We start from the raw sequence: 24,268 nt of genomic DNA on the forward strand, positions 1-24,268 counted from the left end.
TGGAGCGATCAATATCAACAGTACTTCTTATAAAGCGGCTCTTATTATAGATTCCAAATTCTTTGGCGGAGTCGATGGGGATTGAGCTTAGGTTACTTTGCTGATTTCGTTTGAAATCAAAACTATCCGGGGTGTTTTTCCAGTCAAGGTCTTTGATATAGCCCTCGATTTTTTTGTTTTCATTATCTATATAATATCCTGGTTTTAATGCCGTTTAGTTAAGGTCATTTCCCTGTTTTCACCTGCTAGGAGTTTCCTTTCTATTTGACTTTAACTGTATGGCTTTGGCCATTTTTGTGGATTTTATCCTTTTCCTTTTTTCCATTGATGAAAAAAGAAAGAAAAAAATCTAGGCCGGTGGTCTGCCTTTTAAAATGGAACATGGATTTACCCTGCGACGGGGATCCGTCACCCATTTTAATTTCCACCCGATGGCTACGGCCTAAAAGTGAGTGGGTCTCGCTGTTCCACGACGCGAGCCAACTCACTTTTTTAACGGCCTCCACCATCGGCTGGAAAACAGGCATACCAAGGGCCGTAATAAGGAAGCGATACCTTTTTTGGCTCAGGGGGGTATAGTTCCGGCTCAACTTGGTTACTTAAGAAAATATACGACTAGATGGAATAATGATGATAATTTATCCATAAGAAACTTATTAATCGGATCCGCCTTGCAGGTATTGGGCGTTAAGAAATTAAAAAGCGGGTGGGCAAGAAGGCAGGCTTGTTTGACGAAGTGCTGCCCAAAAAGAATGTTGGCAGCTAAAGAAGGTACCTGGCTTTAGATAGGCCTGCTTGGCTTTAGAAAGGAGGAGTTTGCCTGCATGAGGGAAGGTTTTAATTTTAGGCCAATAGATGCACAGCGGCGGGGTTTTTTGGTTACTTTTTTGACCTGAAGCAAAAAAGTAACAAAGGTAAAGGGATGAAAACCACCTAGGGATTTAGCTAGAATAATAACTGCCCAAGGAAAAAATATAGAACCCATATTTTCCAGATACACACTAACTAAACGGCATTGATTCTGGTTTGAAAGCAACTTGGGCATAGCCATAGGTGTAGCTCAGAAAAATGAAAAATGGTAAAAATACCTTTAAAATAGAGTTGTAGTTCATTGATAGTAGAAGTTAATTAAGCGACAAAGATATTAGATTCATGTGTTTAATGGTAGGTGATTGTAAACGAAATTAATGGGTGAATACGATTTGGATGTAAGTTTTTTGCGTTTATCAATTGCATGTTGGGTGCTTTTCCTTGGAAATTTTTATATTGGTTCTTTTAACCAAAACCCAGACAGCCAGTGACCATCCTCTTTGTGCTCCTAAGTATTTTACTGCTTGTATTACTTATCGTATGGGCAAAACTCAATCCTTTTTTGGCATTTTTGATTACTTCTATCGTGGCAGGGCTGCTGTTGGGAATTCCACCGGAGCAAGTAGCGGTGTCCGTGCAGCAAGGAATGGGAAGCCTCTTGGGAGATTTGGTAATTATCATAACGATGGGCGCCATGCTTGGTAAGCTGGTCGCCGAAAGTGGTGCGGCGCAGCGGATCGCTGACTTTCTGATGCGGGTCTTTGGCAAGAAATATATCCACTGGGCCATGATGGTGACCGGCTTGGTGGTAGGGATTCCGTTATTTTATAATGTAGGGTTTGTGCTGTTGGTGCCATTGGTGTTTACCGTGGCCCATCAGTATAAGCTGTCGGCAGTATATGTTGGGATTCCTTTACTGGCCGCTTTGTCCGTAACGCATGGGTTTTTGCCGCCACATCCATCGCCAGCAGCTTTGGTGGCGCAGTTTGATGCGAATATGGGGATGACATTGCTTTATGGGATGATGGTGGCCATCCCCACTATTTTGGTAGCGGGACCATGGTTTGCAAGGTACCTGAAAAATATTCCCGCCAGTCCCCTAAAGAGTTTCCGTGCCAGTAGTAAGCCAGAGGAAGACTTGCCCGGTACATGGAACAGTTTCTTGTCAGCTTTGCTTCCGGTGGTGCTCTTGGTGGGCACGACCCTATTGCTAATGCAAACGGATGAAGGAAGTACCCTGTACGGTTATGTGAAGTTTATCGCTGATCCGGGCATGGTGATGCTATTTTCGTTGTTGGTGGCCACATTTACCTTGGGGCTTCATCAAGGAGCAAAGATGAATCACTTGATGGATATTTATGTGGATTCAGTGAAAGATGTAGCCATGATCATCTTGATCGTGGCAGGGGCAGGAGCGCTGAAGCAAGTGCTGTTGGACAGTGGTGTGAGCCAGGTGATCGCTGATGGGCTGGAAGGATGGAATGTGCATCCGCTGGTGCTGGCCTGGACGATTACTGCCGTGATCAGGGTATGTGTGGGGTCCGCCACGGTGGCCGGATTGACCACAGCCGGGATTATTGGTCCCTTGATCGAGGGGGCAGGTGTAGATCCTAATTTGGTCGTGCTAGCGATAGGGGCAGGGAGCTTAATGTTTTCCCACTTTAATGATGCCGGATTTTGGATGTACAAGGAGTTTTTCAATGTCAGCATCAAGGATACTATCAGATCGTGGTCCGTTATGGAGACAATTGTCGCAGTGGTAGGGCTTGCAGGGGTGATGGTGCTGGATTGGATAGTAGGGTAGCTGCTTCTTTTGGCATTGTACGGAGTACAATTTCGGCCGTGCTGGAGGATACAATCCACCCAAGAAACAATAAAACGATTCAACAAATCAACAATCAAATAAAGCAGCATGTCAGCAGAAGAAAATTTTAAAAAATTAGGATTGACTTTACCACCAGCACCAGGACCAAAAGGTGTGTACAAACCATGTCTTATCGATGGCAAATATTTGTACCTTTCGGGACACGGCACAGTGCAAGATGATGGTAGCTTGATCATGGGGAGAATAGGGGACGCGCTTGACGAAAAAGAAGGCAAGATGGCAGCCAGGCAGGTCGGATTGGCGATGCTGTCTACGATCAAAGCGAATTTGGGTAGCTTGAACAAGGTCAAAAGGGTCATTAAAGTCTTGGGTATGGTCAATTGTGTGTCGGATTTTAAGCGACACCCTTATATCATCAATGGCTGTAGTGAGCTTTTTGCAGAAGTGTGGGGAGAGGAAAATGGGGTCGGCGTGCGCAGTGCCGTCGGTTTTGGTTCATTGCCCGATAATATCCCCGTGGAGGTAGAGGCGATGTTTGAATTGCATTAGAACACAAAAGAAGAATAAATGGATTGGTACGAGATTAAGGATGTGGAAGCCATTGATTCACCGGTGCTTGCGGTTTATCCCAAGCGCGTGAAATCCAATATCGGAAGACTAAAATCTATGGTAAAAGAGGTCTCCCAGCTTCAGCCGCACATCAAAACGGTGAAGTGCCTGGAAGTGGTAAAAATGCTGATGGATGCGGGGATTGACAAGTTTAAGTGCGCCACCATCGCGGAAGCTGAAATGCTGGGGATGGCTGGTGCCAAGGAAGTCCTGATCGCCTATCCCATGGTGGGGCCAAAAGTGGACAGGATGATTAAGTTGATGTTGGTTTATCAGGACACGGAGTTCTCCTGTTTAGTGGATTGTCCAGAGCAGGCGAGGCACCTTTCTGCCCATACGTATCAGGCGGATGTTTACCTGAGGGTGTTTATGGACCTGAATGTGGGTACTGACCGTACAGGGGTGAGGCCATTGGCGGAAGCCAAGGAGTTATATGATTATTGTAAGGCCACCAGCCACTTGATCACCATGGGGCTGCATATTTATGATGGCCATATCAGGCATCAGGATTTTGAACAGCGAAAAGAAGCCTGTCAAGCGGCATTTGCCCCGGTAGAGACTTTGGCCAAATGGGCAAGGGAAAAGTACCCCGTGGAATTGAAGGTGATTGCTGGAGGTTCGCCCACCTTTCCGGTCCATGCCGAGCGGGAAGCGGTTACTTGCAGTCCCGGTACATTTGCGTATTGGGATAAAGGCTACCAAGAGAGCTTGCCGGAACAATCCTTTGATTTTGCTGCCGTACTGATGACCCGGGTGATTTCACGTCCTGGGAAGAATTTGCTCTGTCTGGACTTGGGCTATAAGTCGGTTGCGTCTGAAGGGCCACTGGAGAAGAGAGTATGGTTTCCTGAATATCCTTCTTGGGCTATGGTGAGCCATAGTGAGGAACATTTAGTGGTAAAGGTGCCCGAAGGAGAAGTTTTGCCCGTCGGCAACGTAGTGTACGCCATTCCTTATCATATTTGTCCCACCGTAGCCATGTATGACAAGGTGCTAACGGTGGAAAATAATAAGGTAGCAGGGGAATGGAAGACCTTGGCACGAAAGAGAAGGATCAATATTTAGAAGTGAGATATGAGATTTACAAATGCTGGGTTGTGCGGGGGCTTTGCCCCAGCACTGGCAAGTTTTGAGTCCCTGACTCAATTAAGCTGTTCCAGATTTGTAACCCTCCCAGTTGTTAACATATTTAATTATTGTCGTCCGAGTAAAGATTTTAGGATTGTATAAAAATCGTCCAAATCTGCCCCTAAATCCCTTAAAGGGGACCTTCTTATTATCCATTCCAAGAACGGGTAGTTTTACGAAATCAAATAAATCTTATCTGTTTTCATTTAAAGCTACGTTTTCAGCGTAATTGAAATTTAATCAGACGACAGTGATATTTAAAAACCTGAGCTTGACTTAATTTTAGTATAAAAAGCGTCATAGCGAACCCTTTTAAGGAGGATGTAGGTTGGAAAAGGGTGTGGCAATCCCGAAATACCGAGACTGCCACGGCTTCCACCCCTCAAATTTCCCTCTAAGCCTCGTAGTGACGATTTTATAATCGAACTGAGGTTAAAAATGAATAAATATTAATCTGGTCAACGCTAATCAGGGAAGTACATGGGGAAATTCCTTTCCGGCGGAGAGGTTAGGTGTGATTGTGTACTCCATTTAGTGTTGACTTTATAACCCTTTTTACATTTAAACCTTAGTACTTTCATAAACCTTTCAAAACCCATAAATATGTTTACCATCGATGCCCATTTGGACCTCAGTATGAATGCCCTGGAGTGGAATAGGGACTTGAGGCTGTCTGTATCCGAGATCAATTCCCGTGAAGCCAAGCTGACCGATAAGCCTGATCGAGGTAAGGCTACAGTTTCATTACCAGCTCTTCGGGAAGGAGGGATAGGGTTGGTAGTGGCCACGCAGATAGCTCGCTATGTAGCGCCAGACAATCCTCTTCCCGGGTGGCGTTCTCCTGAGCAGGCTTGGGCCCAGACACAGGGGCAATTGGCTTGGTACAGGGCGATGGAAGATGCCGGCGAGATGGTACAAATTACCGACTTGGATAGCTTGGAGAAGCACTTGGATGATTGGAATTGGGGTGGTGATAAGTTGCCCGTCGGTTATATACTTTCCTTGGAAGGGGCGGATTCTATTGTGGACCTGAGTTATTTGGAAAAGGCCTATGCCTATGGGCTGAGGGCTTTGGGACCAGCGCATTATGGCCCCGGGAGATATGCACAGGGGACGGATGCCACGGGGGGGGTGGGGCAGAAAGGCCAAGACCTACTAAAGGAAATGGAACGACTGAACATCATTCTGGACGCTACGCACTTGTGCGATGACAGCTTTTGGGAAGCCATGGGGTACTTTAGTGGCCCGGTGTGGGCAAGTCATAATAATTGTCGGGCGCTGGTAGACCATAACCGTCAGTTTAGCGATGATCAACTTAAAGAGCTGATCGCCCGAGATGCGGTGATAGGAGGAGCGCTGGATGCATGGATGATGGTACCTGACTGGGTAAGGGGTAAGTCCACGCCTGAAGGTACTGGCTGCAACTTGGAGATAATGATCGATCACCTGGACCATATTTGTCAGCTGGCAGGAAATGCAGATCATATCGGTATTGGGTCGGATCTGGATGGTGCTTTTGGCAAGGAGCAATGTCCACATGATCTTGAAACCATCGCAGACCTTAGCAATGTTCCAGATCTATTGCGCAAGCGAGGGTATAAGGAAAAGGACATAGAAAAAGTCATGCATGGCAATTGGTTGAGGTTTTTGCGGAATGCATGGGGGTAGCATGGGGAGGTTTTCGAGCCAAGTACTTTTGTACAGTGGTGTGATGCTAGATCTTGGAAAGGAGTGATTTTGCTATTTACGGGGTACAGAGTGGTGCTTAAACCCGGAATATGCATTAGCCTATCTGTTGCGACCTTAAACTGCTTCAAAATCAGCCGTTTCACTTTAGTTTTCGGCATAACCGTAGCGGTGCTACGCTAATGCCTCCAAACTAACTGATTTTCTTGCAATTTCAGCTCTCAATACGATTCCTAATGCATAATCCGGGTTAAATTTAGGAGGAGGCTAAAGCGGTTTTGGCTGGGTATGATTGTCTGGTCTTTTAACGATTGTTGATATTTTTATGGTTAATGAGCTGACAGTCAGTGGTTGGTCAAGACTTAATTTTTTTATCGAAATTGTTTTAAGTCGTAAAAAATCAGTACTTTTGCAGTCCGTTCAAGAGGACGGTTTTCAGTGATCATGTCGATAGCTGGAGATATCTATAACTAAAAACCTCAGCCTGACGACACTAGGGCTGTTGAAAGTCAGTGTCAATTTACTAATATGTCTAATAACGAAGATTTTAACTGGGACAAGTTCGAAACCAAAGGTTTTGGTGAAGGCTACACTTCTGCAGAGAGAGCAGAGATGGAAAAGCTGTACGACGAGACTTTGACCGAAATCAGCGAAAAGGAAGTTATCAAAGGTACTGTAGTAGGTATCAACGACAAGGATGTTATCATCAATATCGGATTCAAGTCTGATGGTCTAGTGCCAAGAACTGAGTTCCGTGACCTTCCTGACTTGAAAATCGGTGATGAAGTAGAACTTTTCATTGAAGAGCAAGAGAATTCATTGGGTCAATTGGTTCTTTCTAGAAAGAAAGCCAAGATGGTACGTGCATGGCAGGACATCGAAGATGCGCTTGAATTTGACAATGTGATCGAAGGTCTTGTAAAGAGAAGGACAAAAGGTGGTCTTATCGTGGATATCTACGGTGTTGAAGCCTTCTTGCCAGGTTCTCAGATTGACGTGAAGCCTATCAGGGACTTTGATGTCTATGTAGGTAAGAAAATGGAAGTGAAAGTGGTTAAGATCAACCACGCTAACGATAACGTAGTAGTTTCTCACAAAGTACTGATCGAAAAAGATCTGGAGAAGCAAAAAGCAGAGATCCTGAACAACCTGGAAAAAGGTCAGGTACTGGAAGGTGTGATCAAGAACATGACCAACTTCGGTGTATTCATCGACCTTGGTGGTGTGGATGGCCTACTTCACATTACGGACATTTCTTGGGGACGTATCAATCATCCAGAAGAAGTGCTTAATCTTGACGACAAAGTTCAGATTGTGGTACTTGACTTTGACGATGACAAGAAACGTATCTCCTTGGGTATGAAGCAGCTTACTGCTCATCCTTGGGATTCTCTTTCTGCTGAGCTTGAAGTGGGCTCTAAAGTGAAAGGCAAAATCGTAAACGTGGCTGACTACGGTGCATTCCTTGAGCTTGCTCCTGGTGTGGAAGGACTTATCCACGTATCTGAAATGTCTTGGTCTCAGCACTTGAGAAACCCTGCTGACTTTGTGAAAGTAGGAGACGAAATCGAAGCTGTAGTACTTACCTTGGACAAAGAAGATCGTAAGATGTCTCTTGGTATCAAACAACTTACTGAAGATCCATGGACCAAGCAGGACATGGTAACGAAGTATGCTGTTGGTACGAAGCACAAAGGTGTCGTTAGAAATTTGACCAACTTCGGCCTGTTCCTAGAACTGGAAGAAGGTATCGATGGGCTAGTGCACGTATCTGATCTTTCTTGGACCAAGAAAATCAAGCACCCGTCTGAGTACGTGAAAGTAAATGACGAGCTTGAAGTGATTGTTCTTGAACTTGACGTGGACAACAGGAGATTGGCTCTAGGCCATAAGCAACTTGAAGAGAATCCTTGGGATACTTTTGAAGGTGTGTTCCCTGTGGGATCTACCCATAAGTGTACTGTAGTGTCTAAAAACGACAAAGGTGCTGTCCTTGAACTTCCTTACGGACTTGAAGGATTCGCGACCATCAAGAATCTTGACAAAGAAGACGGTTCACAAGTAGAAGTAGGTGACGCGGTTGATTTCGTGGTGACTGAATTCTCTAAAGATGACAAGCGAATTGTACTTTCTCACACGGCTACCTTCAGAGAGGATGCGATGCCTTCTAAGCAACCAGCTAAGAAGACTACTTCCGCTCCTAAGAAGAAGCCTACTGGTGGAGATGCACAAGAAAAATCTACCTTAGGTGATTTGGATGCACTTTCTGCATTGAAGGAGAAAATGGAAGGTGGAGACAAGAAATAATGCTTAGTCCCTCCACTTAATGGAAATAAAAAAAGCATCCGCCGTGGCGGATGCTTTTTTTTTATTCGTTTGGAATTTTCAGGTCAAGATCGAACTGCTTGTTTAGCTTTTTGATAAAGTAGGCAGAAAGCAACGGGGATTCTTTTTCGATGTTTTGATGGACAAAAAAGTAGAGTTTTTTAAGGCCTAGTTTTCTCCACTCGATGATTCGTTCCAGCCAATCATCGAGTCTGGAGTAATCACTATCGGCATTGGCCCCAACATATCGGATAAATGCGGCATCACTGGTCAGCCGCATATGGAGCATGTCTCTCCTTCCAGCTGTGTCCACGATAATGTTGGTACGGTCGTTTTCTACGAGTAGCTTACAGTAGTTGTCCAGTATCTCTTCGTCGGCAAACCACTCTTCATTGCGTAGCTCAAGAGCGAGAGGGATTTCTGGGGGAAAGGCTTCCATAAACTTCTCCACACGGTCAAAATCCTTCGGTTTGAAGTTGTTGTGCATCTGAAGAAAGGCCATGCCCAGGCGATCTTCAAAATTGGCAATGGCATCGCCAAAAGCCATTACAGGTTCTTGTACGTTGATCAGGCGTTTAAAATGGCTGACTGTATTGGGGATTTTCGGAAAGAATTTAAACCCTTCAGGAGTTTTGTTCGCCCAGGTTTTCACTTGTTCTATGCTAGGAGAGCTGTAGAAGGTCGCATTAAGCTCGATGGAGTTAAACTGTGTCGAGTAATACGTGAGTTCGTCTTTGGTTCCTCTTGGATAAAACCCTTTTAGATCTGCCCGGTTCCATTTTGCGCAGCCTACATATACTTCAAATGGATCGTCGGATTTATGTTTTTGAAGGATTCTACTGGTTTCGGGATGATCGGGTGGTAAGGTGAAATCAATCGACGAAGGATCTTCTACACTTCCAAACTTCATGGCTTCATTTTTATAGTTAGATAAAGATATAAGTTAGTTATTAATGCGAAATTTTAAAACGGAAGTCCCCTTAAAAAGTTTAGCTGGAGGATGGTGAAGTACGGGGTACTAAGCACGATGAACAAAGAGGTATTTGGTAGCTGGCTTTGGAAACAGGTTTTTGAAAAGCCATTATTGATGGGCACCGCTAGAAATTTTCCGCTTGATGTGGTAAGAATCAAGCCTTTTTTTTGAGGGAATTAATTTTGACATGGTCTCGTTGAGGGGCATTACAGGCCGTTAAAACGATGGTTTTTCTCCATCCGCAGGAATGGGCTTTAGCGGGAATTTGTGGAGAATAGGAGGGGAAATGCAGCTAAAACTGAAAACGTTGGATGGACAATTTACCACGGGCTTCATCCATGGCTATGAACATGTCGCTCCTCTGGGGCTAGCTTTCGAGTGTAAACGTTCAATGCAGGCCCAACATGCGCTTGGTGTCTTTGCGACTTTGCGGCATTTTTATGTATCGACGGTTTGTCCATTAAGAAAACTGGCAGCCCCCAACTTTTCGGCTTGATCCCCGAAATCCACCAAAATAGGTACAGCTTCACCGTAAAATAAAACAAAAAAAGCATCCGCCTCGCGGATGCTTTTTGATGGAGGTCGAGAGCGGATTCGAACCGCTGTACAAGGTTTTGCAGACCTCTGCCTAGCCACTCGGCCACTCGACCATCTAAATCGAGAGGCAAATGTATGCAAAAACTCTTTTTATGCAAAATTAACTGCTTAAATTTTCGGTAAAAAAATCCGTCATAAATTCAGGAAATGATAATCAATAATGGCGGTTCACGGCAAATTCATTGCCTAAAAGGCTCCGTTTTTATGATTATTATTGGTTTGAGGTTATTTATAAAGGTTCTAAATAGGATTTGACCTAGCTATTTGCTTGTTAAATGGTTGATATTAAGGTTATTAATTGATTTGTTTACATCCTGTATAAATTAGGCGTCCTGCATTATACGGGTTTGAAAAATAGAAGCTGGGTAGTACATTTGTGGGGAGTTTTAAAAACCGTGAAATAAACTGATTAAAGAGTCATAAATATGTCAATCAAACGCTCGTTATTAAGTGTTCCCTTCAGATTTTGCAACATGGCGTTGATTTTTTCCTTTTTGTTATTAGGAATTAATGCTTTTGCTGCTGACCCTGAAGTTTCTGATAGTGAAGAAGCCATTAAGGCTGGTGAGTCACTATTTAACGCCAACTGTAAGACCTGTCACAAGCTAGATCAGAAATTTACCGGCCCAGCGCTACGAGGGGTTAGTGACCGAAGAGACATAGCCTGGATTCAGGAGTTTGTAAAGAATTCTCAAAAAGTGATCCAAAGTGGTGATGCCGCGGCGACGAAGCTTTTTGCTGAGTTTAATAACACGGTGATGCCAGCTCACCCATTCTTGAGTGATGAGGATGTGATGAGTTTGCTTTCCTACATTGAGTATGGAGGTCAGGAAGAAGCTGCTCCAGCTGAAGGTGGAGCGGATGGTGCTGCTGCCGGCGCAGCCAGTAGTGGAGTGCCTAGCGAATACCTCACCATTATTTTAGCGGTTTTGGTAGTGGTGCTGTTGTTGATCCTGATCGTATTGGGATTGATCGTTTCGGTATTGACCAAATATTTGAACAAGCAACCTTTAGAAGAGGAAGATAAGGAGTTCATCAACCAAAAGACGGATTTTAAGAAGGTACTTAAGAGTGATGCCTTTATCATTATCGTCACGGCTATTGTGGTTGCTTTGGTAGCCAAAACGGCAATTGATGGATTATATTCAGTAGGTGTACAGCAGGGCTATCAGCCTACTCAGCCAATTGCTTTTTCCCACAAATTGCACGCAGGTGATAAGGAGATCCCTTGTCAATACTGTCACACAGGAGTGGAGATCGGCAGATCTGCCAACATCCCTTCTCCAAACATCTGTATGAACTGCCATATGCACGTACAAAACGTAGCAGGCAAGGAAGGGGTTTCTCCTGAGATTCAGAAAATTTACGACGCAGTAGATAATAATCAGCCTATAGAGTGGGTAAGGGTACATAACCTACCTGATCTGGCATACTTTAACCACTCTCAGCACGTGAAAGTGGGCGGTATTGAATGTCAGACTTGTCACGGTCCTATTGAGGAGATGGAAGTAGTGCGCCAGCACAGTGCCCTGACCATGGGGTGGTGTATTGACTGTCACAGAAAGACAGACATCAAGACTGCTGGTAATGAGTACTATGACAAGTTGGTACAGCTGCACGCAGAATCCAAGGATGCGCTGAAAGTAAAAGACATCGGCGGTCTGGAGTGTGCTAAGTGCCACTATTAATTAAAAAATCTTTTAAGAACATTCTTTTCTTTAATATAAAATGAAAGAAAATAAAAAGAAATACTGGAAGGGATTAGAACAGTTGACAAACGATCCGGAATTTGTGAAGAATGCAGATAAGGAGTTTCCTGAGTACCTTCCAATCGGCGGACAACAAGAAGGGGGCGCATCCAGAAGAGATTTCCTTAAGATGATGGGTTTCAGTTTAGCAGCAGCTTCATTGGCTGCTTGTGAGGCTCCTGTCAGAAAGGCCATTCCATATGTGAACAAGCCTGTGGATGTCAATCCATCAATTCCAAACTACTACGCATCTACTTTCTTTGGAGGTGGGGAATATGCATCAGTAGTAGTGAAAACCAGAGAAGGTAGGCCTATTAAAGTAGATGGGAACAAACTTTCTCCAGTAACTAAAGGTGGTACCAGCTCTATCGTAGAGGCCTCAGTACTGTCACTGTATGACAAAGAAAGATTAACAAGCCCTTATAAGAATGGTGAAAAATCCGATTGGGCTACTATTGATAAAGAAGTAGCGGCCAAGCTTAAGGCGGCAGGAAACGTAAAAGTGGTGACCAATACCATTATGTCTCCTTCTTCCGAAAAAGCATTGAATGCCCTTACTGATGCCATTGGTGGTGCTGAAATCATTACTTATGACTCGTCATCAGCTTACGGGATCGTAAAGGCTAACCAAACCTATTATGGTACTTCTGTATTGCCCAATTATAGCTTCGACAAAGCCGATGTGATCGTCAGCTTCGGGGCTGATTTCTTGGGGACTTGGATTGCTCCCATCGAGTATTCCAAACAATATGCCCAAGGAAGAAAGATAAGCAAGGAGCATCCAGAGATGTCCCGTCACTACCAATTTGAATCCAACCTGTCACTTGCCGGAGCCAATGCTGACTACAGAACGCCCATCAGGGCCTCTCAGAGTGGCTTGGCCGTATTGGCATTGTATAATTTGCTTGCCAAAAAAGCCGGAGCTCCAGCCGTAAAAGCAGCAAGTGTCGAAATCGCACATCTGTCGAAAGCGGCAAATGAACTCTGGGCAAACAGGGGGAAATCTTTGGTAGTTTCAGGATCAAATGATCCTAATGTACAAGTAGTGATCAATGCGATCAACGATCTACTTGGCAATAACAACAATACTATTAGCTACACCAAGTCGGTAAACTTCAAGCAAGGTAATGATGCGGCGATTGCCCAATTTACCAAAGACTTGTCGGCAGGTAGAGTGGGTGGTGTGCTGTTCTATAACTGTAACCCTGTGTATGATACTCCACAAGGAGAAGCATTGGGGCAGGCCATCGCGAAGGCCAAAGTATCCGTGGCCACCAACGGTACCATGGATGAAACGGCTTCATTGGTACAGTATATAGCACCAGATCATCATTATTTGGAGTCTTGGAATGACTTTAACCCTAAAGCGGGTGAGTATAGCTTGTCCCAACCAGCGATTTCTCCGCTATTCGATACACGCCAAGCTCAGGAATCATTCCTTACTTGGGCCGGTGTGGCGACCAATTACTATGATTTCCTTCAAGACAATTGGAAGGAGCTTTTTGCCGGACAGTCTGAGGTCAGTACTTTTCCGGAATTTTGGGACAGGGCCTTGTATAATGGTTTCTATTCAACACCGTTAGCCAGCGAGACGGCCGAGCTTACTCCTATAGGAGATGTCAGCAGTGCTGCTGCCGCAATTGCTAAAAACTACGCTGCGTCCAACAGTGGTGCCGAACTCGTGATGTACCAAAAAATTGGTATCGGCGACGGTACCTATGCCAATAACCCTTGGCTGCAGGAAATGTCCGATCCCATCTCTAAAGCTACTTGGGATAACTACCTGACGGTTTCCCAAAAATGGGCGAATGAAAATGGCCTTAAAATGGTAGAAGGAGCTACACAAAAGGCTAAAATCACCGTAAATGGAAAATCACTGATCGTTCCAGTGTTGATCCAGCCTGGTCAAGCAGATGGAACCATCGGTTTGGCTTTGGGATACGGTAGAACAAAAGCCGGTAGAGTGGCCAATGGAGTAGGGGTAAACGCCTACCAACTTCTAGATGTTTCCAAAGGCTTTGTCAATAATGAAATTACTTCCGGCGTAAGCATAGAGCTGACCGGAGATAGCTATAGAATTGCCCAGACACAGACCCACCAGACGTATATGGATCGTGGCAATGTGATTCAGGAAGCCACCTTGCCCGAATACAAGGAAGACGCCTCTGCGGGTAGAGAAATGCCAAAAATCTACAAGGATGGTGAATTTGTAAAACCGTCTAAGATTTCACTGTGGAACGGACATAAATATAGCCAACACCACTGGGGACTTGCGATAGACATGAACTCTTGTGTAGGTTGTGGTGCCTGTACAGTGGCTTGTCAAGTAGAGAATAACGTAGCGGTAGTAGGTAAGGAAGAGGTCTTGAACAGAAGGGAAATGGCTTGGATCCGAATCGACCGTTACTACAGCTCAGATGCGGAAGCGGGTGATTTGGAAGGGCTGGAGAAGGCTTCTGATAACCCAGAGGTGACCTTCCAGCCGATGATGTGCCAGCACTGTAACAATGCTCCTTGTGAGACAGTTTGTCCAGTAGCGGCTACCACGCACAGCTCTGAAGGGCTGAATCAAATGACTTATAACAGATGTATCGGTACACGTTATTGTGCCAATAACTGTCCTTATAAAGTAAGAAGGTTCAACTGGTTTAAATACCATGATAACAAAGATTTTGCGCAGGTCAATGTGGCGCAGAATGATGATCTAGGTAAGATGGTACTGAACCCAGACGTGACTGTACGCGCCAGGGGTGTGATGGAGAAATGCAGCATGTGTGTGCAGCGTATCCAAGCAGGTAAACTTGCTGCCAAGCGTGAAAACCGTAAGGTTAAGGATGGAGATATCAACGTAGCCTGTGCAGTAGCTTGTTCTACGGATGCCTTGGTATTTGGTGATTTAAACGATCCGAACAGCAAGGTTTCTCAGATGCTGAAAATAGAAGAGAATACTACTTCAGCAGTGAAAGAGGTAAATGAGGAAAGAGCCTATCACGTGTTAGAGGAAATCAACGTAAGCCCTAACATTTGGTACTTCACCAAGATTAGAAATAAGGACAAAAACGAAGCGTAAATAATAATTTTATAAGATATGCAGGTTACTTCATCCGTACGCGAGCCGTTAGTTACGGGCGGTAAAACATACAAAGACGTCACCCATGACGTGGCTAGACAAGTGGAAGGCAAGCCAACCATCGGCTGGATGCTTGGTCTGGCAGTATCCATTGGGGTACTGTTATTGGGCAGTATTGCCGTGGGTGCCACGGTCTGGGAAGGTATAGGCATGTGGGGACTGAACAAGACCGTAGGTTGGGCATGGGATATCACCAACTTCGTGTGGTGGGTAGGTATCGGTCACGCCGGTACATTGATTTCGGCGGTATTGTTGCTATTCAGACAGAAGTGGAGAACTTCCATTAACCGGGCTGCAGAAGCGATGACTATTTTTGCCGTGATTTGTGCGGCGATGTTTCCCGTACTGCACATGGGCCGACCTTGGCTTGGAGCGTATTGGGCACTTCCGCTGCCAAACGTTTTTGGATCACTTTGGGTAAACTTTAACTCCCCATTGCTTTGGGACGTGTTTGCGATCTCAACTTATTTTTCGGTGTCACTCGTATTCTGGTACATTGGGTTGATTCCTGATTTTGCCACCATACGTGACAGGGCTACAGGCTTGAGAAAAATAATATACGGAGCATTGAGTTTCGGATGGACGGGAGCTGCAAAAATCTGGATGAGGTATGAAGCTGTTTCGTTGATCCTTGCCGGTTTGGCTACACCATTGGTACTTTCGGTACACACCATTGTATCTTTTGACTTTGCGACATCGGTAATTCCAGGATGGCACACCACGATCTTCCCTCCTTACTTCGTAGCAGGGGCCATTTTCTCAGGTTTTGCCATGGTGCTTACCTTGATGTTGATCACCAGAAAGTTATTTAAACTGGAGGATTACATTACAATGGTGCACATCGAGTTGATGAACATTGTTATTATCATCACTGGATCCATTGTAGGTATCGCCTATATCACGGAATTCTTTATCGCATGGTATTCTGGCGTAGAAGCTGAACAATATGCTTTTATCAACCGTGCTTTTGGACCATACTGGTGGGCATACTGGTCGATGATGACCTGTAACGTGATCTCCCCTCAGCTTTTCTGGTTCAAAAAGATCAGAACATCCATTGTGTTTACCTTTGCGCTTTCGATTGTGGTAAATATCGGGATGTGGTTTGAGCGATTTGTAATTATTGTAACCTCACTTCACAGAGACTTCCTACCGTCTTCTTGGGCGATGTTCTACCCTACTTGGGCCGATGTTGGAGTTTACCTGTTCACATTTGGTTTATTCTTTACACTCTTCTTGTTGTTTGCGAAATTTTTCCCAGTAATCAACATGGCAGAGGTGAAATCTGTACTGAAGTCTTCATCTGAAAAAGTAAATAAATAATGGAAAGAGATACGAATTTTGTCCTCGGTATTTATGATGATGAGGATGTTTTGAAAGAAGCTGTAACCAAAGTGCGAGAGAGTGGAGTGAAAATCCATGAGGTGTTTACCCCATACCCTGTACACGGTCTGGAAGATGTGCTAGGATATAGAAGAAGTAGATTACCTATTGCTGCTTTCTTGTTTGGGTTGTGTGGGACATGTTTGGCTTTGGCCATGCAGCTTTTGATGATGGCAGTGGATTGGCCAATGATCATTGGTGGTAAAGACCATGCGGCCATTCCTGACTTTATTCCGGTTACTTTTGAGCTTACTGTACTGTTGGCTTCTTTTGGAATGGTAGGGGTGTTTATGGTGAGCAGCGATCTTAAGCCTTGGGCCCAGCCTAGAATATTTGATAAAAGAAGTACTGACGACAAGCACGTGATGGCGATCGATATTGCTGTAAATTCCGGCTTGGAAGAAGCTAAGATTAAAGAATTGCTGGAAGCTTCAGGAGCTTCAGAAGTGAATAATAAAAGTTTTGAATAGTAGGTAACGAAAAAGATATGAAAATTTTAAAATCCATATATTTAGTTGCGCTTTCCGCTGCTTCATTGGGAGTAGTATCTTGCGGGGCTTCAGGAGATGATCAGGGGCTGGAATATGCACCGCAGATGTATCACTCCGTAGCTTACGAGCCGCTTACCCAAATTCAAGACGAAGCGTCTGGAAGCTGGTTATCCAACAGAGAGGATGGTAAGGGTGAATTTTACAACAGTAATATTTACAACCCCCATAATATGAATATGAGGGAGCCTGTTCCCAATACAGTAGCCAGGAACAAGTACGATATGCTTCCCTATAGATTGGGGGTAGCAGACCTAGCGGCTTCGGACAGCATTGCCAACCCTATCGAATTCAATGATGAGGTATTGGCAGAAGGCCAGCAATTGTTTATGCAATATTGTCTTCCCTGTCATGGTGCTGGAGGGGAAGGCGACGGTAAAGTAGGTGAAGTAATTGGTGGTGTGGCCAACCTAAAAGGTGGTGCATACATTAACCTTACAGAAGGACACATTTTCCATGTGATCACGCACGGAAAAGGTAGGATGGGAGCCCACGGCTCGCAGATTTCTCCTGAGAGAAGGTGGAAAATTGTTCACTATGTTAAACAAGAAATTCAGAAACAATAATAATGGCGCACGTTACAAATTTTAACCTGGATCAGAAATTTGACTTCACGGCAGCCCTGAAAAAGTCCATCTTTATCATGGGAGGAATTGGGTTGCTCTTGTTAGTCGTTGGGCTCTTCACAGCAGGTGGTGGAGATCACGGGCATGGAGATGCCGGTCACCAGACCGAGCATGTAGAGCCTGCGGTAGGACATGGGGATGATCACCATGCAGAAGCAAGTAGCCATGAAGAGCATGGAGGAGCGCATGCAGAATCGGGTCATGAAGAAGCTTCCCATGGAAGTAGCCCTACATTAAAGCGCTTCTTTGCTAACCTTTGGATCAACAACGTATATTTTGCAGGAATCGCCATTATTGGAGTATTCTTCTTTGCTATACAGTATGCTGCACAAGCAGGCTGGGCTACGGCCATCTTGCGGGTGATGATCTCTTTTGGTAACTGGCTGCCTTTTGCTGCAGTTGCCATGATAGCTACCTACTTTATAGCTGGACACGATTTGTTCCACTGGACACACAGTGATCTGTTTAATCCAGAAAGCAGCCACTACGATAGCATCATCGACGGTAAAGGAGGCTTTTTCTACTGGCCATTGGCAAAAGGAAGCTTTCCGATCTTCTGGCTGGTGAGAATGGTTGTTTTCTTCGGTTTGTGGATTTTCTTTTTCAATAAACTTAAAAACCTTTCCTTCCAAGAAGACATTAACGGAGGAGATAGCTACTGGTATAAAATCAGAAAATTCTCTGCTATTTTCTTAGTAATCTTTGCCGTTTCTTCTTCCATCAGTTCTTGGGATTGGGTGATGTCCATTGACACGCACTGGTTCTCTACCTTGTTTGGATGGTATGTCTTCTCCTCATGGTTTGTAGCTGGATTGTCTTCAATCTGCCTGGTAACCATTATGCTGAAGGAAAGAGGTTACTTGGAGATGTTTAATGAAAACCATCTTCATGACCTTGGTAAATTTATCTTTGGGTTTTCGATTTTCTGGACTTACCTGTGGTTTTCACAGTTCCTATTGATCTATTATGCCAATATTCCAGAGGAATCCGTTTACTTCATTGAGCGTCTGACAAGTGACAAGTACAGTGGCTTCTTCTTTGCCAATCTGATATTCAACTTTGTGATACCGTTTTTGGTGTTGATGACCAGAGATTCAAAAAGACATTTTGTTTTCTTGAAGGTGGTTTGTACGATCATCATTATTGGTCACTGGTTAGATTTCTTCTTGATGGTTCAGCCAGGTACATTGGGACACAATGGCGGCTTTGGTCTTATGGAAGTAGGCATGTTCTTGTTATATGGTTCTGTGGTGATCTTTGTGGTATTGAATGCTCTTTCTAAGAATAACCTTATCGCTAAGAATCATCCAATGCTGGAAGAGACATATCATCATCATATTTAATACGTATCCGAAAAAGATAGAATTATGTACGGATTTCTTATAGCACTAGGTGTTTTAGTATTAGTATCCATCATTTGGATGGTTTATAGGATACAAACGTTGGTTTCGGTAGTCAAGGGTTCAGATAAAAAAGTGGCTACGGGAAGCAATAAAGTCAATGCAGCTTTATTTATTCTCTTTTTGATAGGAGCTGGAGGCTTGTTTTTTTGGTATTCTTTTAAAGAATTCGATAATTATCATTTGCCAATTGCATCTGAGCATGGGGTGGTGACGGACAACCTTTTCTGGGTCACTACGGCGATTACCGGTGTGGTATTCATCATTACACACATTCTTTTGTTCTGGTTCAGTTATAAGTACCAGTACAAAGAAAGCGCCAAAGCCTCTTACTTTCCTGAGAATAACAAATTGGAGATCATCTGGACCTTGGTACCGGCCTTAGTGCTGACCGTATTGATTGTGTATGGCTGGAAATCCTGGACGGACATTACGGCACCTGCACCTGAAAATGCACACGTAGTAGAGGTAATGGGATATCAGTTTGCTTGGGAATTCAGATACCCCGGTAAGGATCAGCAGTTGGGGAAATATGATTATCGGTTGATCGATCCTTCTAACTCCAGGGGCATCGACTTTACAGATAAGAATTCCTTGGATGACTTTCCTGCTCAAAAGGTCGTGATCCCCAAGGGTGAGCCTGTGCTTTTTAAAATCCGTTCCAGAGATGTATTGCACTCCGTGTTTGCGCCTCACATGAGGTTGAAGATGGATGCAGTGCCTGGTATGCCAACAAGATTTTGGTTTGTACCTACGAAGACAACTGCTGAAATGAGAGCGGAGCTAGGTGATGAAGAGTTTGTTTATGAGATCGCTTGTACCGAAGTGTGTGGTGGTGGCCATTTCTCCATGAGAAGAGAAATCGAAGTGGTAGAACCAGAGGAGTATCAAAAGTGGTTTGCTGAGCAGCAGACATTTATTGAGATGGATCCATCGTTGGTAGCTGATGCTCCTGCAGAAATCCAGGAACTGGCTCAGATACAAAGTGGAGAATAAGATATTAATTGATATAATAACATAATTATGGCAGTAGCTAACATATCAACACACGGTACTACGGCACATGATCATCACGATGATCATCATGAGCATAGTGATAATTTTATCACGAAGTATATCTTTAGTACCGACCATAAAATGATCGGTAAGCAGTTTTTGGTTACCGGTATTGTATGGGCGCTTATCGGTGGTTTTCTATCCATTCTTTTTAGGCTGCAGTTGGGTTTTCCAGATATGGACATGACTTTCCTGAAGCCTATCTTGGGAGGATGGATCGATGAATCCGGCTCATTGGATACCAATTTCTACCTAGCTTTGGTAACAATGCACGGTACGATCATGGTATTCTTCGTACTGACAGCTGGGCTTAGCGGTACTTTCTCCAATTACCTCATCCCGCTCCAAATCGGTGCTAGGGACATGGCCTCCGGATTTATGAATATGTTGTCATACTGGTTGTTTTTTATCGCTGGTGTGATCATGTTTATTTCATTGTTCATTGAGACAGGCCCTGCAGGTGGTGGCTGGGTGATTTACCCTCCTCTTTCAGCATTGGAGCAAGCCATTCCAGGATCTGGTCTGGGGATGACGCTTTGGTTGGTCTCTATGGTGTTTTTTATCGCTTCTCAGCTAATGGGAGGGATTAACTACATCACCACTGTCATAAACCTCCGTACGAGAGGGATGTCTTTCAGCAGGCTACCGTTGACCATTTGGTCATTCTTCTTGACTGCTGTGATTGGGTTGCTTTCATTCCCGGTATTGTTTTCTGCAGCGTTGCTATTGGTGTTTGATAGAAGTTTTGGTACATCCTTTTACTTGTCTGATATTTATATTGGTGGTGAGGCATTGCCTAACACGGGAGGTAGTGCCGTGCTATTCCAGCACTTGTTCTGGTTCTTGGGACACCCTGAAGTGTACATCGTATTACTTCCAGCATTGGGGATCACCTCAGAAGTGATCGCTACCAATTCCAGAAAACCAATTTTCGGTTATAAGGCCATGATTCTTTCCATGCTTGGGATTACTGTATTGTCCTTCGTCGTTTGGGCACACCACATGTTCGTATCTGGTATGAACCCTTTCTTGGGATCCATATTCATGTTCTTGACATTGATCATTGCGGTACCTTCAGCAGTAAAAGTATTTAACTATTTGACCACGCTATGGAGAGGTAACTTGGTGTTTACACCAGCGATGCTATTCTCTATCGGTTTGGTATCGTTCTTTATTTCCGGTGGTTTGACAGGGATATTCCTTGGGAACTCTGCCGTGGATATCCAGCTGCATGATACCTATTTTGTGGTAGCACACTTCCACTTGGTGATGGGATCTGCTTCCTTTTTTGGATTGATGGCTGGAATTTATCATTGGTTCCCTAAGATGTTTGGGAAAATGATGGATGCCAAGTTGGGCTATATCCACTTTTGGTTGACTTTTGTAGGGGTGTACATGGTATTCTTCCCAATGCATTATATTGGAATTGCGGGCTTCCCTAGAAGATATTACAGCTGGACCAACTTTAACTTTGCAGACATGTACACTGACCTTAATATGTTTGTGTCTGTAGCTGCCATCGTTACTTTCGGGGCACAGTTTATCTTCTTGTTCAACTTCTTCAATAGTATGTTTAGAGGAAGAAAAGCTCCGTTAAACCCTTGGAGATCAAATACACTGGAATGGACTACTCCACTTCATCCTGGGCACGGTAACTGGCCAGGAGAAATCCCGGCTGTATATAGATGGCCATACGACTACTCCAAGCCTGGAGCCAAAGAGGATTTTATACCACAAACGGTACCATTGTCTTCCACTCCAGAATCCAATCTTCCACATGAAGCTGAGCAAGTGAAGCTTGAACGTGAGATCATGGCAGAAGAGGGAGGAGATGTTTTGGTAGCAGATGAATCAAAAGAGTCATAAAAATATCCGCAGCTTTCGCAGGATCAGTTTGGTCACTGCGATCGCTGTATATTTTCTGATACTGGTCGGTGGAATAGTCCGCAGTTCAGGATCTGGAATGGGCTGTCCTGATTGGCCAAAATGCTTTGGAAGCTGGGTGCCACCTACAGCGGTCAGTCAGCTTCCAGATAACTATCAGGAAATCTATCTCAACAAACGGTTAGAGAAGAACGACAGGTTTGTTAAAATGCTTCATAGCCTTGGATTTCACAAGAAAGCTGAGGAAATCAAGCAAAACAAAGCCATACTTGTAGAAGGGGAGTTTAATGCCATCAAGACCTGGATTGAATATATAAATAGGCTGACAGGAGCCGTGATTGGTTTATTGGTCATCGCCACCTTTGTGTATGCTTATAAGCTGCGTAAGGAAGATAGGACATTGGCCTTCTTGTCGTTTGCCAATTTATTGCTGGTGATATTTCAAGGATGGATCGGGTCGATTGTCGTATCTACCAATCTTCTTCATTGGATGATTACCGTGCACATGCTGTTGGCATTGTTGATTGTGTGTTTGCTGTTGTACGTGCATTACAGGGCGTATAAGTTAAACCATACATTCCATCAAAAGACAGAGAAGCCAGGATCCTTATACCGATTATTGTTGATTGGTTTTGTGCTAATGATCGTGCAAGTGGTCTGGGGTACTCAGGTAAGGGAGGAGATCGATATGATTGCTTTGCAGTTTGGCAACCTTTTCCGTTCTGAATGGATATCGCACCTTGGTGTGGATTTTATGATCCACAGATCGTTTTCGTTGGTGTTGTTGATCGTTCATCTTTGGTTTGTTTATAAGGCATACGTTTTCTCTTTAAGGAGATCGAGTATATTTAAATGGTCACAAGTGCTGCTGTTATTGATCTTTATCGAGATCATTACTGGGGCGAGCATGGCATACTTTGGTATTCCGGCTTTTTTGCAACCTCTCCACCTTTTGGTGGGATCATTGATTATCGGGGTGCAATTTGTGATCCTATTACAGTTAAGTGATCAAAAAAGAATAGTGTTAAATACAACTAATTCATGAGGACAGTCAATTTATCAGAAGCGTCCTTTATTGACAGCATAAGTATTCGTGCAAAAGCCTACTATGAACTGATAAAGTTCAGGCTTTCAGCATTGGTTACGTTTTCCGCTGTATTCGGGTTTGTGTTGGGAGACAGTGGAGCGTTGTTTTCATGGGGTACTTGTTTTGCCCTGATGATAGGTGGATTTCTAATTAGTGGTGCTTCAGGTGCTGCTAATGAGATATTGGAGAGGGATTATGATAAACTGATGAAGCGTACGCAAAACAGGCCGCTACCATTGAATATCATATCCGTGAATGAAGCATATTGGTTTACCGTATTGGTAGCATTGTTGGGTGTGGGGATTTTATGGTTCTTCACCAACCCGCTGACAACAGGCCTTGGTGTACTTAGCATGTTGCTGTATGTTTTTGTATATACGCCTTTGAAACGAGTGGGGCCAATAGCTGTTTTTGTCGGAGCTATTCCTGGTGCAATGCCTCCTCTTTTAGGATGGACGGCTGCTACTGGAGGGATATCTTATGAGGCATTGATCATCTTTGGTATCCAATTTATCTGGCAATTCCCTCACTTTTGGGCGATTGCTTGGGTAAGTGATGAGGATTATAAGAAGGCAGGGTTTAAATTACTTCCTTCTGGAGGTCGGAAGGACTTGAACACGGCGATACAAATTATGATTTATACCTTGTTTTTATTACCACTTGGGCTTTTGCCTAGTTATTTTGGTTTGACAGGGCTTAATTCAGGCATCGTAGCGACCGTATGTGGGGCTTTGTTCTTGGCACAGACCTTTTCCTTGATGCGGGATTGCTCCAGAAAATCAGCCTTGAAGATTATGTTTGGATCGTTTTTATATTTGCCGATCGTGCAGATTGCATATTTATTAGATAAAGTGGCGTAATGGAAGAAAGATTAGCATATATAGAGGGGGCAGAACAGCCTATTGCGATGCACCCAAAGAAATTTGCATTGTGGTTATTTATCGTCAGTGTTGTGATGATATTCGCTGCAATGACCAGTGCATTCATCGTAAGGCAAGGTGAAGGGAATTGGTTGGATTATGATCTTCCTTCGATATTATGGGTTACTTCTGGAATTATACTGCTTAGTAGTGCGAGCATGCATTGGGCATATTTGTCCGCAAAGAACGATCGTATCAGTCACCTTAAAATAGCCTTGACCATTACTACGGCTTTGGGGCTTGTATTCCTTGTAGGGCAGTGGTTTAGCTGGGTCGCATTGGTAGAAAGAGACGTGTACTTTGTGGGGAATCCCGCAGGATCATTTATGTATGTTTTGACAGGATTACATGCAGCGCACTTGATCAGTGGTGTGATATTTCTAATTATTGTATTAATTTCGTCCTTTAGGTATAAGATCCATTCCAAGCGAATGAATTCCATGGAAATGTGTGCTACATATTGGCACTTTCTGGGAGGCTTATGGATTTACCTGTTTATGTTTTTGTTATTGAATCATTGAAAATATTAAGTT

At 44.0% G+C, this 24,268-nt stretch carries 18 protein-coding genes and 1 tRNA gene; 16 read left to right on the forward strand and 3 right to left on the reverse strand.

Features of this window, described 5'->3' with window-relative positions:
- Window positions 1–260: 260 nt before the first annotated feature.
- Entirely contained in the window at window positions 261–527 is a 267-nt protein-coding gene (locus tag FDP09_RS09480) for a hypothetical protein (protein WP_137402437.1), read from the reverse strand.
- Between the two features lie 770 nt (window positions 528–1,297).
- Between FDP09_RS09480 and FDP09_RS09485 the strand changes: the two genes are divergently transcribed.
- The 5 genes from FDP09_RS09485 to rpsA all read left to right on the forward strand — a co-directional run bounded on the left by FDP09_RS09485 (window position 1,298) and on the right by rpsA (window position 8,365).
- Window positions 1,298–2,614 carry a gluconate:H+ symporter gene (locus tag FDP09_RS09485; protein ID WP_137402438.1) on the forward strand — a complete coding sequence of 439 codons (1,317 nt, stop codon included), beginning with the start codon at window positions 1,298–1,300 and terminating at the stop codon, window positions 2,612–2,614.
- A 108-nt stretch (window positions 2,615–2,722) separates the two neighbouring features.
- Window positions 2,723–3,184 (forward strand): RidA family protein, encoded by a 462-nt coding sequence (locus FDP09_RS09490; RefSeq protein WP_137402439.1) that lies wholly within the window; start codon window positions 2,723–2,725, stop codon window positions 3,182–3,184.
- A gap of 18 nt (window positions 3,185–3,202) precedes the next feature.
- On the forward strand, window positions 3,203–4,309 hold the full coding sequence (locus FDP09_RS09495; RefSeq protein WP_137402440.1) for a D-TA family PLP-dependent enzyme: 1,107 nt from the start codon (window positions 3,203–3,205) through the stop codon (window positions 4,307–4,309).
- A gap of 666 nt (window positions 4,310–4,975) precedes the next feature.
- Entirely contained in the window at window positions 4,976–6,040 is a 1,065-nt protein-coding gene (locus FDP09_RS09500; protein WP_137402441.1) for a dipeptidase, read from the forward strand.
- A 546-nt stretch (window positions 6,041–6,586) separates the two neighbouring features.
- Complete coding sequence (gene rpsA / locus FDP09_RS09505; protein WP_137402442.1) at window positions 6,587–8,365, forward strand: 30S ribosomal protein S1; 1,779 nt, start codon at window positions 6,587–6,589, stop codon at window positions 8,363–8,365.
- Between the two features lie 61 nt (window positions 8,366–8,426).
- Here the strand turns inward: rpsA and FDP09_RS09510 are convergent, their stop codons facing one another.
- A complete protein-coding gene (locus FDP09_RS09510; protein ID WP_137402443.1) occupies window positions 8,427–9,293 on the reverse strand; it encodes a DUF72 domain-containing protein in 867 nt (288 codons plus the stop codon).
- 639 nt (window positions 9,294–9,932) lie between these two features.
- Window positions 9,933–10,006 (reverse strand) — tRNA-Cys (locus FDP09_RS09515).
- Window positions 10,007–10,378: 372 nt separating this feature from the next.
- On the opposite strand from FDP09_RS09515, the gene FDP09_RS09520 reads away from it, so the two are divergent.
- From FDP09_RS09520 to FDP09_RS09570, 11 genes are read left to right on the forward strand one after another with little or no spacing between them, the layout of a single operon-like run.
- Entirely contained in the window at window positions 10,379–11,641 is a 1,263-nt protein-coding gene (locus FDP09_RS09520) for a c-type cytochrome (RefSeq protein ID WP_137402444.1), read from the forward strand.
- A gap of 40 nt (window positions 11,642–11,681) precedes the next feature.
- The gene (locus tag FDP09_RS09525) at window positions 11,682–14,771 is read left to right on the forward strand and encodes a TAT-variant-translocated molybdopterin oxidoreductase (protein ID WP_137402445.1); all 3,090 of its coding nucleotides are present in this window, start codon (window positions 11,682–11,684) and stop codon (window positions 14,769–14,771) included.
- Window positions 14,772–14,789: 18 nt separating this feature from the next.
- Window positions 14,790–16,154: an NrfD/PsrC family molybdoenzyme membrane anchor subunit gene (nrfD, locus tag FDP09_RS09530; RefSeq protein ID WP_137402446.1), complete on the forward strand. Its 1,365-nt coding sequence runs from the start codon at window positions 14,790–14,792 to the stop codon at window positions 16,152–16,154.
- On the forward strand, window positions 16,154–16,684 hold the full coding sequence (locus FDP09_RS09535; protein ID WP_137402447.1) for a DUF3341 domain-containing protein: 531 nt from the start codon (window positions 16,154–16,156) through the stop codon (window positions 16,682–16,684). The genes nrfD and FDP09_RS09535 overlap by 1 nt, the downstream gene beginning before the upstream one ends.
- 17 nt (window positions 16,685–16,701) lie before the next feature.
- A complete protein-coding gene (locus FDP09_RS09540) occupies window positions 16,702–17,328 on the forward strand; it encodes a c-type cytochrome (protein ID WP_137402448.1) in 627 nt (208 codons plus the stop codon).
- A gap of 2 nt (window positions 17,329–17,330) precedes the next feature.
- A complete protein-coding gene (locus FDP09_RS09545; RefSeq protein WP_137402449.1) occupies window positions 17,331–18,731 on the forward strand; it encodes a quinol:cytochrome C oxidoreductase in 1,401 nt (466 codons plus the stop codon).
- A gap of 24 nt (window positions 18,732–18,755) precedes the next feature.
- Window positions 18,756–19,784 carry a cytochrome c oxidase subunit II gene (locus FDP09_RS09550; protein ID WP_137402450.1) on the forward strand — a complete coding sequence of 343 codons (1,029 nt, stop codon included), beginning with the start codon at window positions 18,756–18,758 and terminating at the stop codon, window positions 19,782–19,784.
- A gap of 27 nt (window positions 19,785–19,811) precedes the next feature.
- A complete protein-coding gene (locus FDP09_RS09555; RefSeq protein ID WP_137402451.1) occupies window positions 19,812–21,710 on the forward strand; it encodes a cytochrome c oxidase subunit I in 1,899 nt (632 codons plus the stop codon).
- Window positions 21,691–22,773 (forward strand): COX15/CtaA family protein, encoded by a 1,083-nt coding sequence (locus tag FDP09_RS09560; protein ID WP_137402452.1) that lies wholly within the window; start codon window positions 21,691–21,693, stop codon window positions 22,771–22,773. Before FDP09_RS09555 ends, FDP09_RS09560 begins: the two co-directional genes overlap by 20 nt.
- On the forward strand, window positions 22,770–23,675 hold the full coding sequence (gene cyoE, locus FDP09_RS09565) for a heme o synthase (protein ID WP_137402453.1): 906 nt from the start codon (window positions 22,770–22,772) through the stop codon (window positions 23,673–23,675). The genes FDP09_RS09560 and cyoE overlap by 4 nt, the downstream gene beginning before the upstream one ends.
- Window positions 23,675–24,256 (forward strand): cytochrome c oxidase subunit 3, encoded by a 582-nt coding sequence (locus tag FDP09_RS09570; protein WP_137402454.1) that lies wholly within the window; start codon window positions 23,675–23,677, stop codon window positions 24,254–24,256. Before cyoE ends, FDP09_RS09570 begins: the two co-directional genes overlap by 1 nt.
- The last annotated feature ends 12 nt before the right edge of the window (window positions 24,257–24,268 follow it).

Source organism: Echinicola rosea (assembly GCF_005281475.1).
In the GTDB taxonomy this organism is placed as follows: Bacteria; Bacteroidota; Bacteroidia; order Cytophagales; family Cyclobacteriaceae; genus Echinicola; species Echinicola rosea.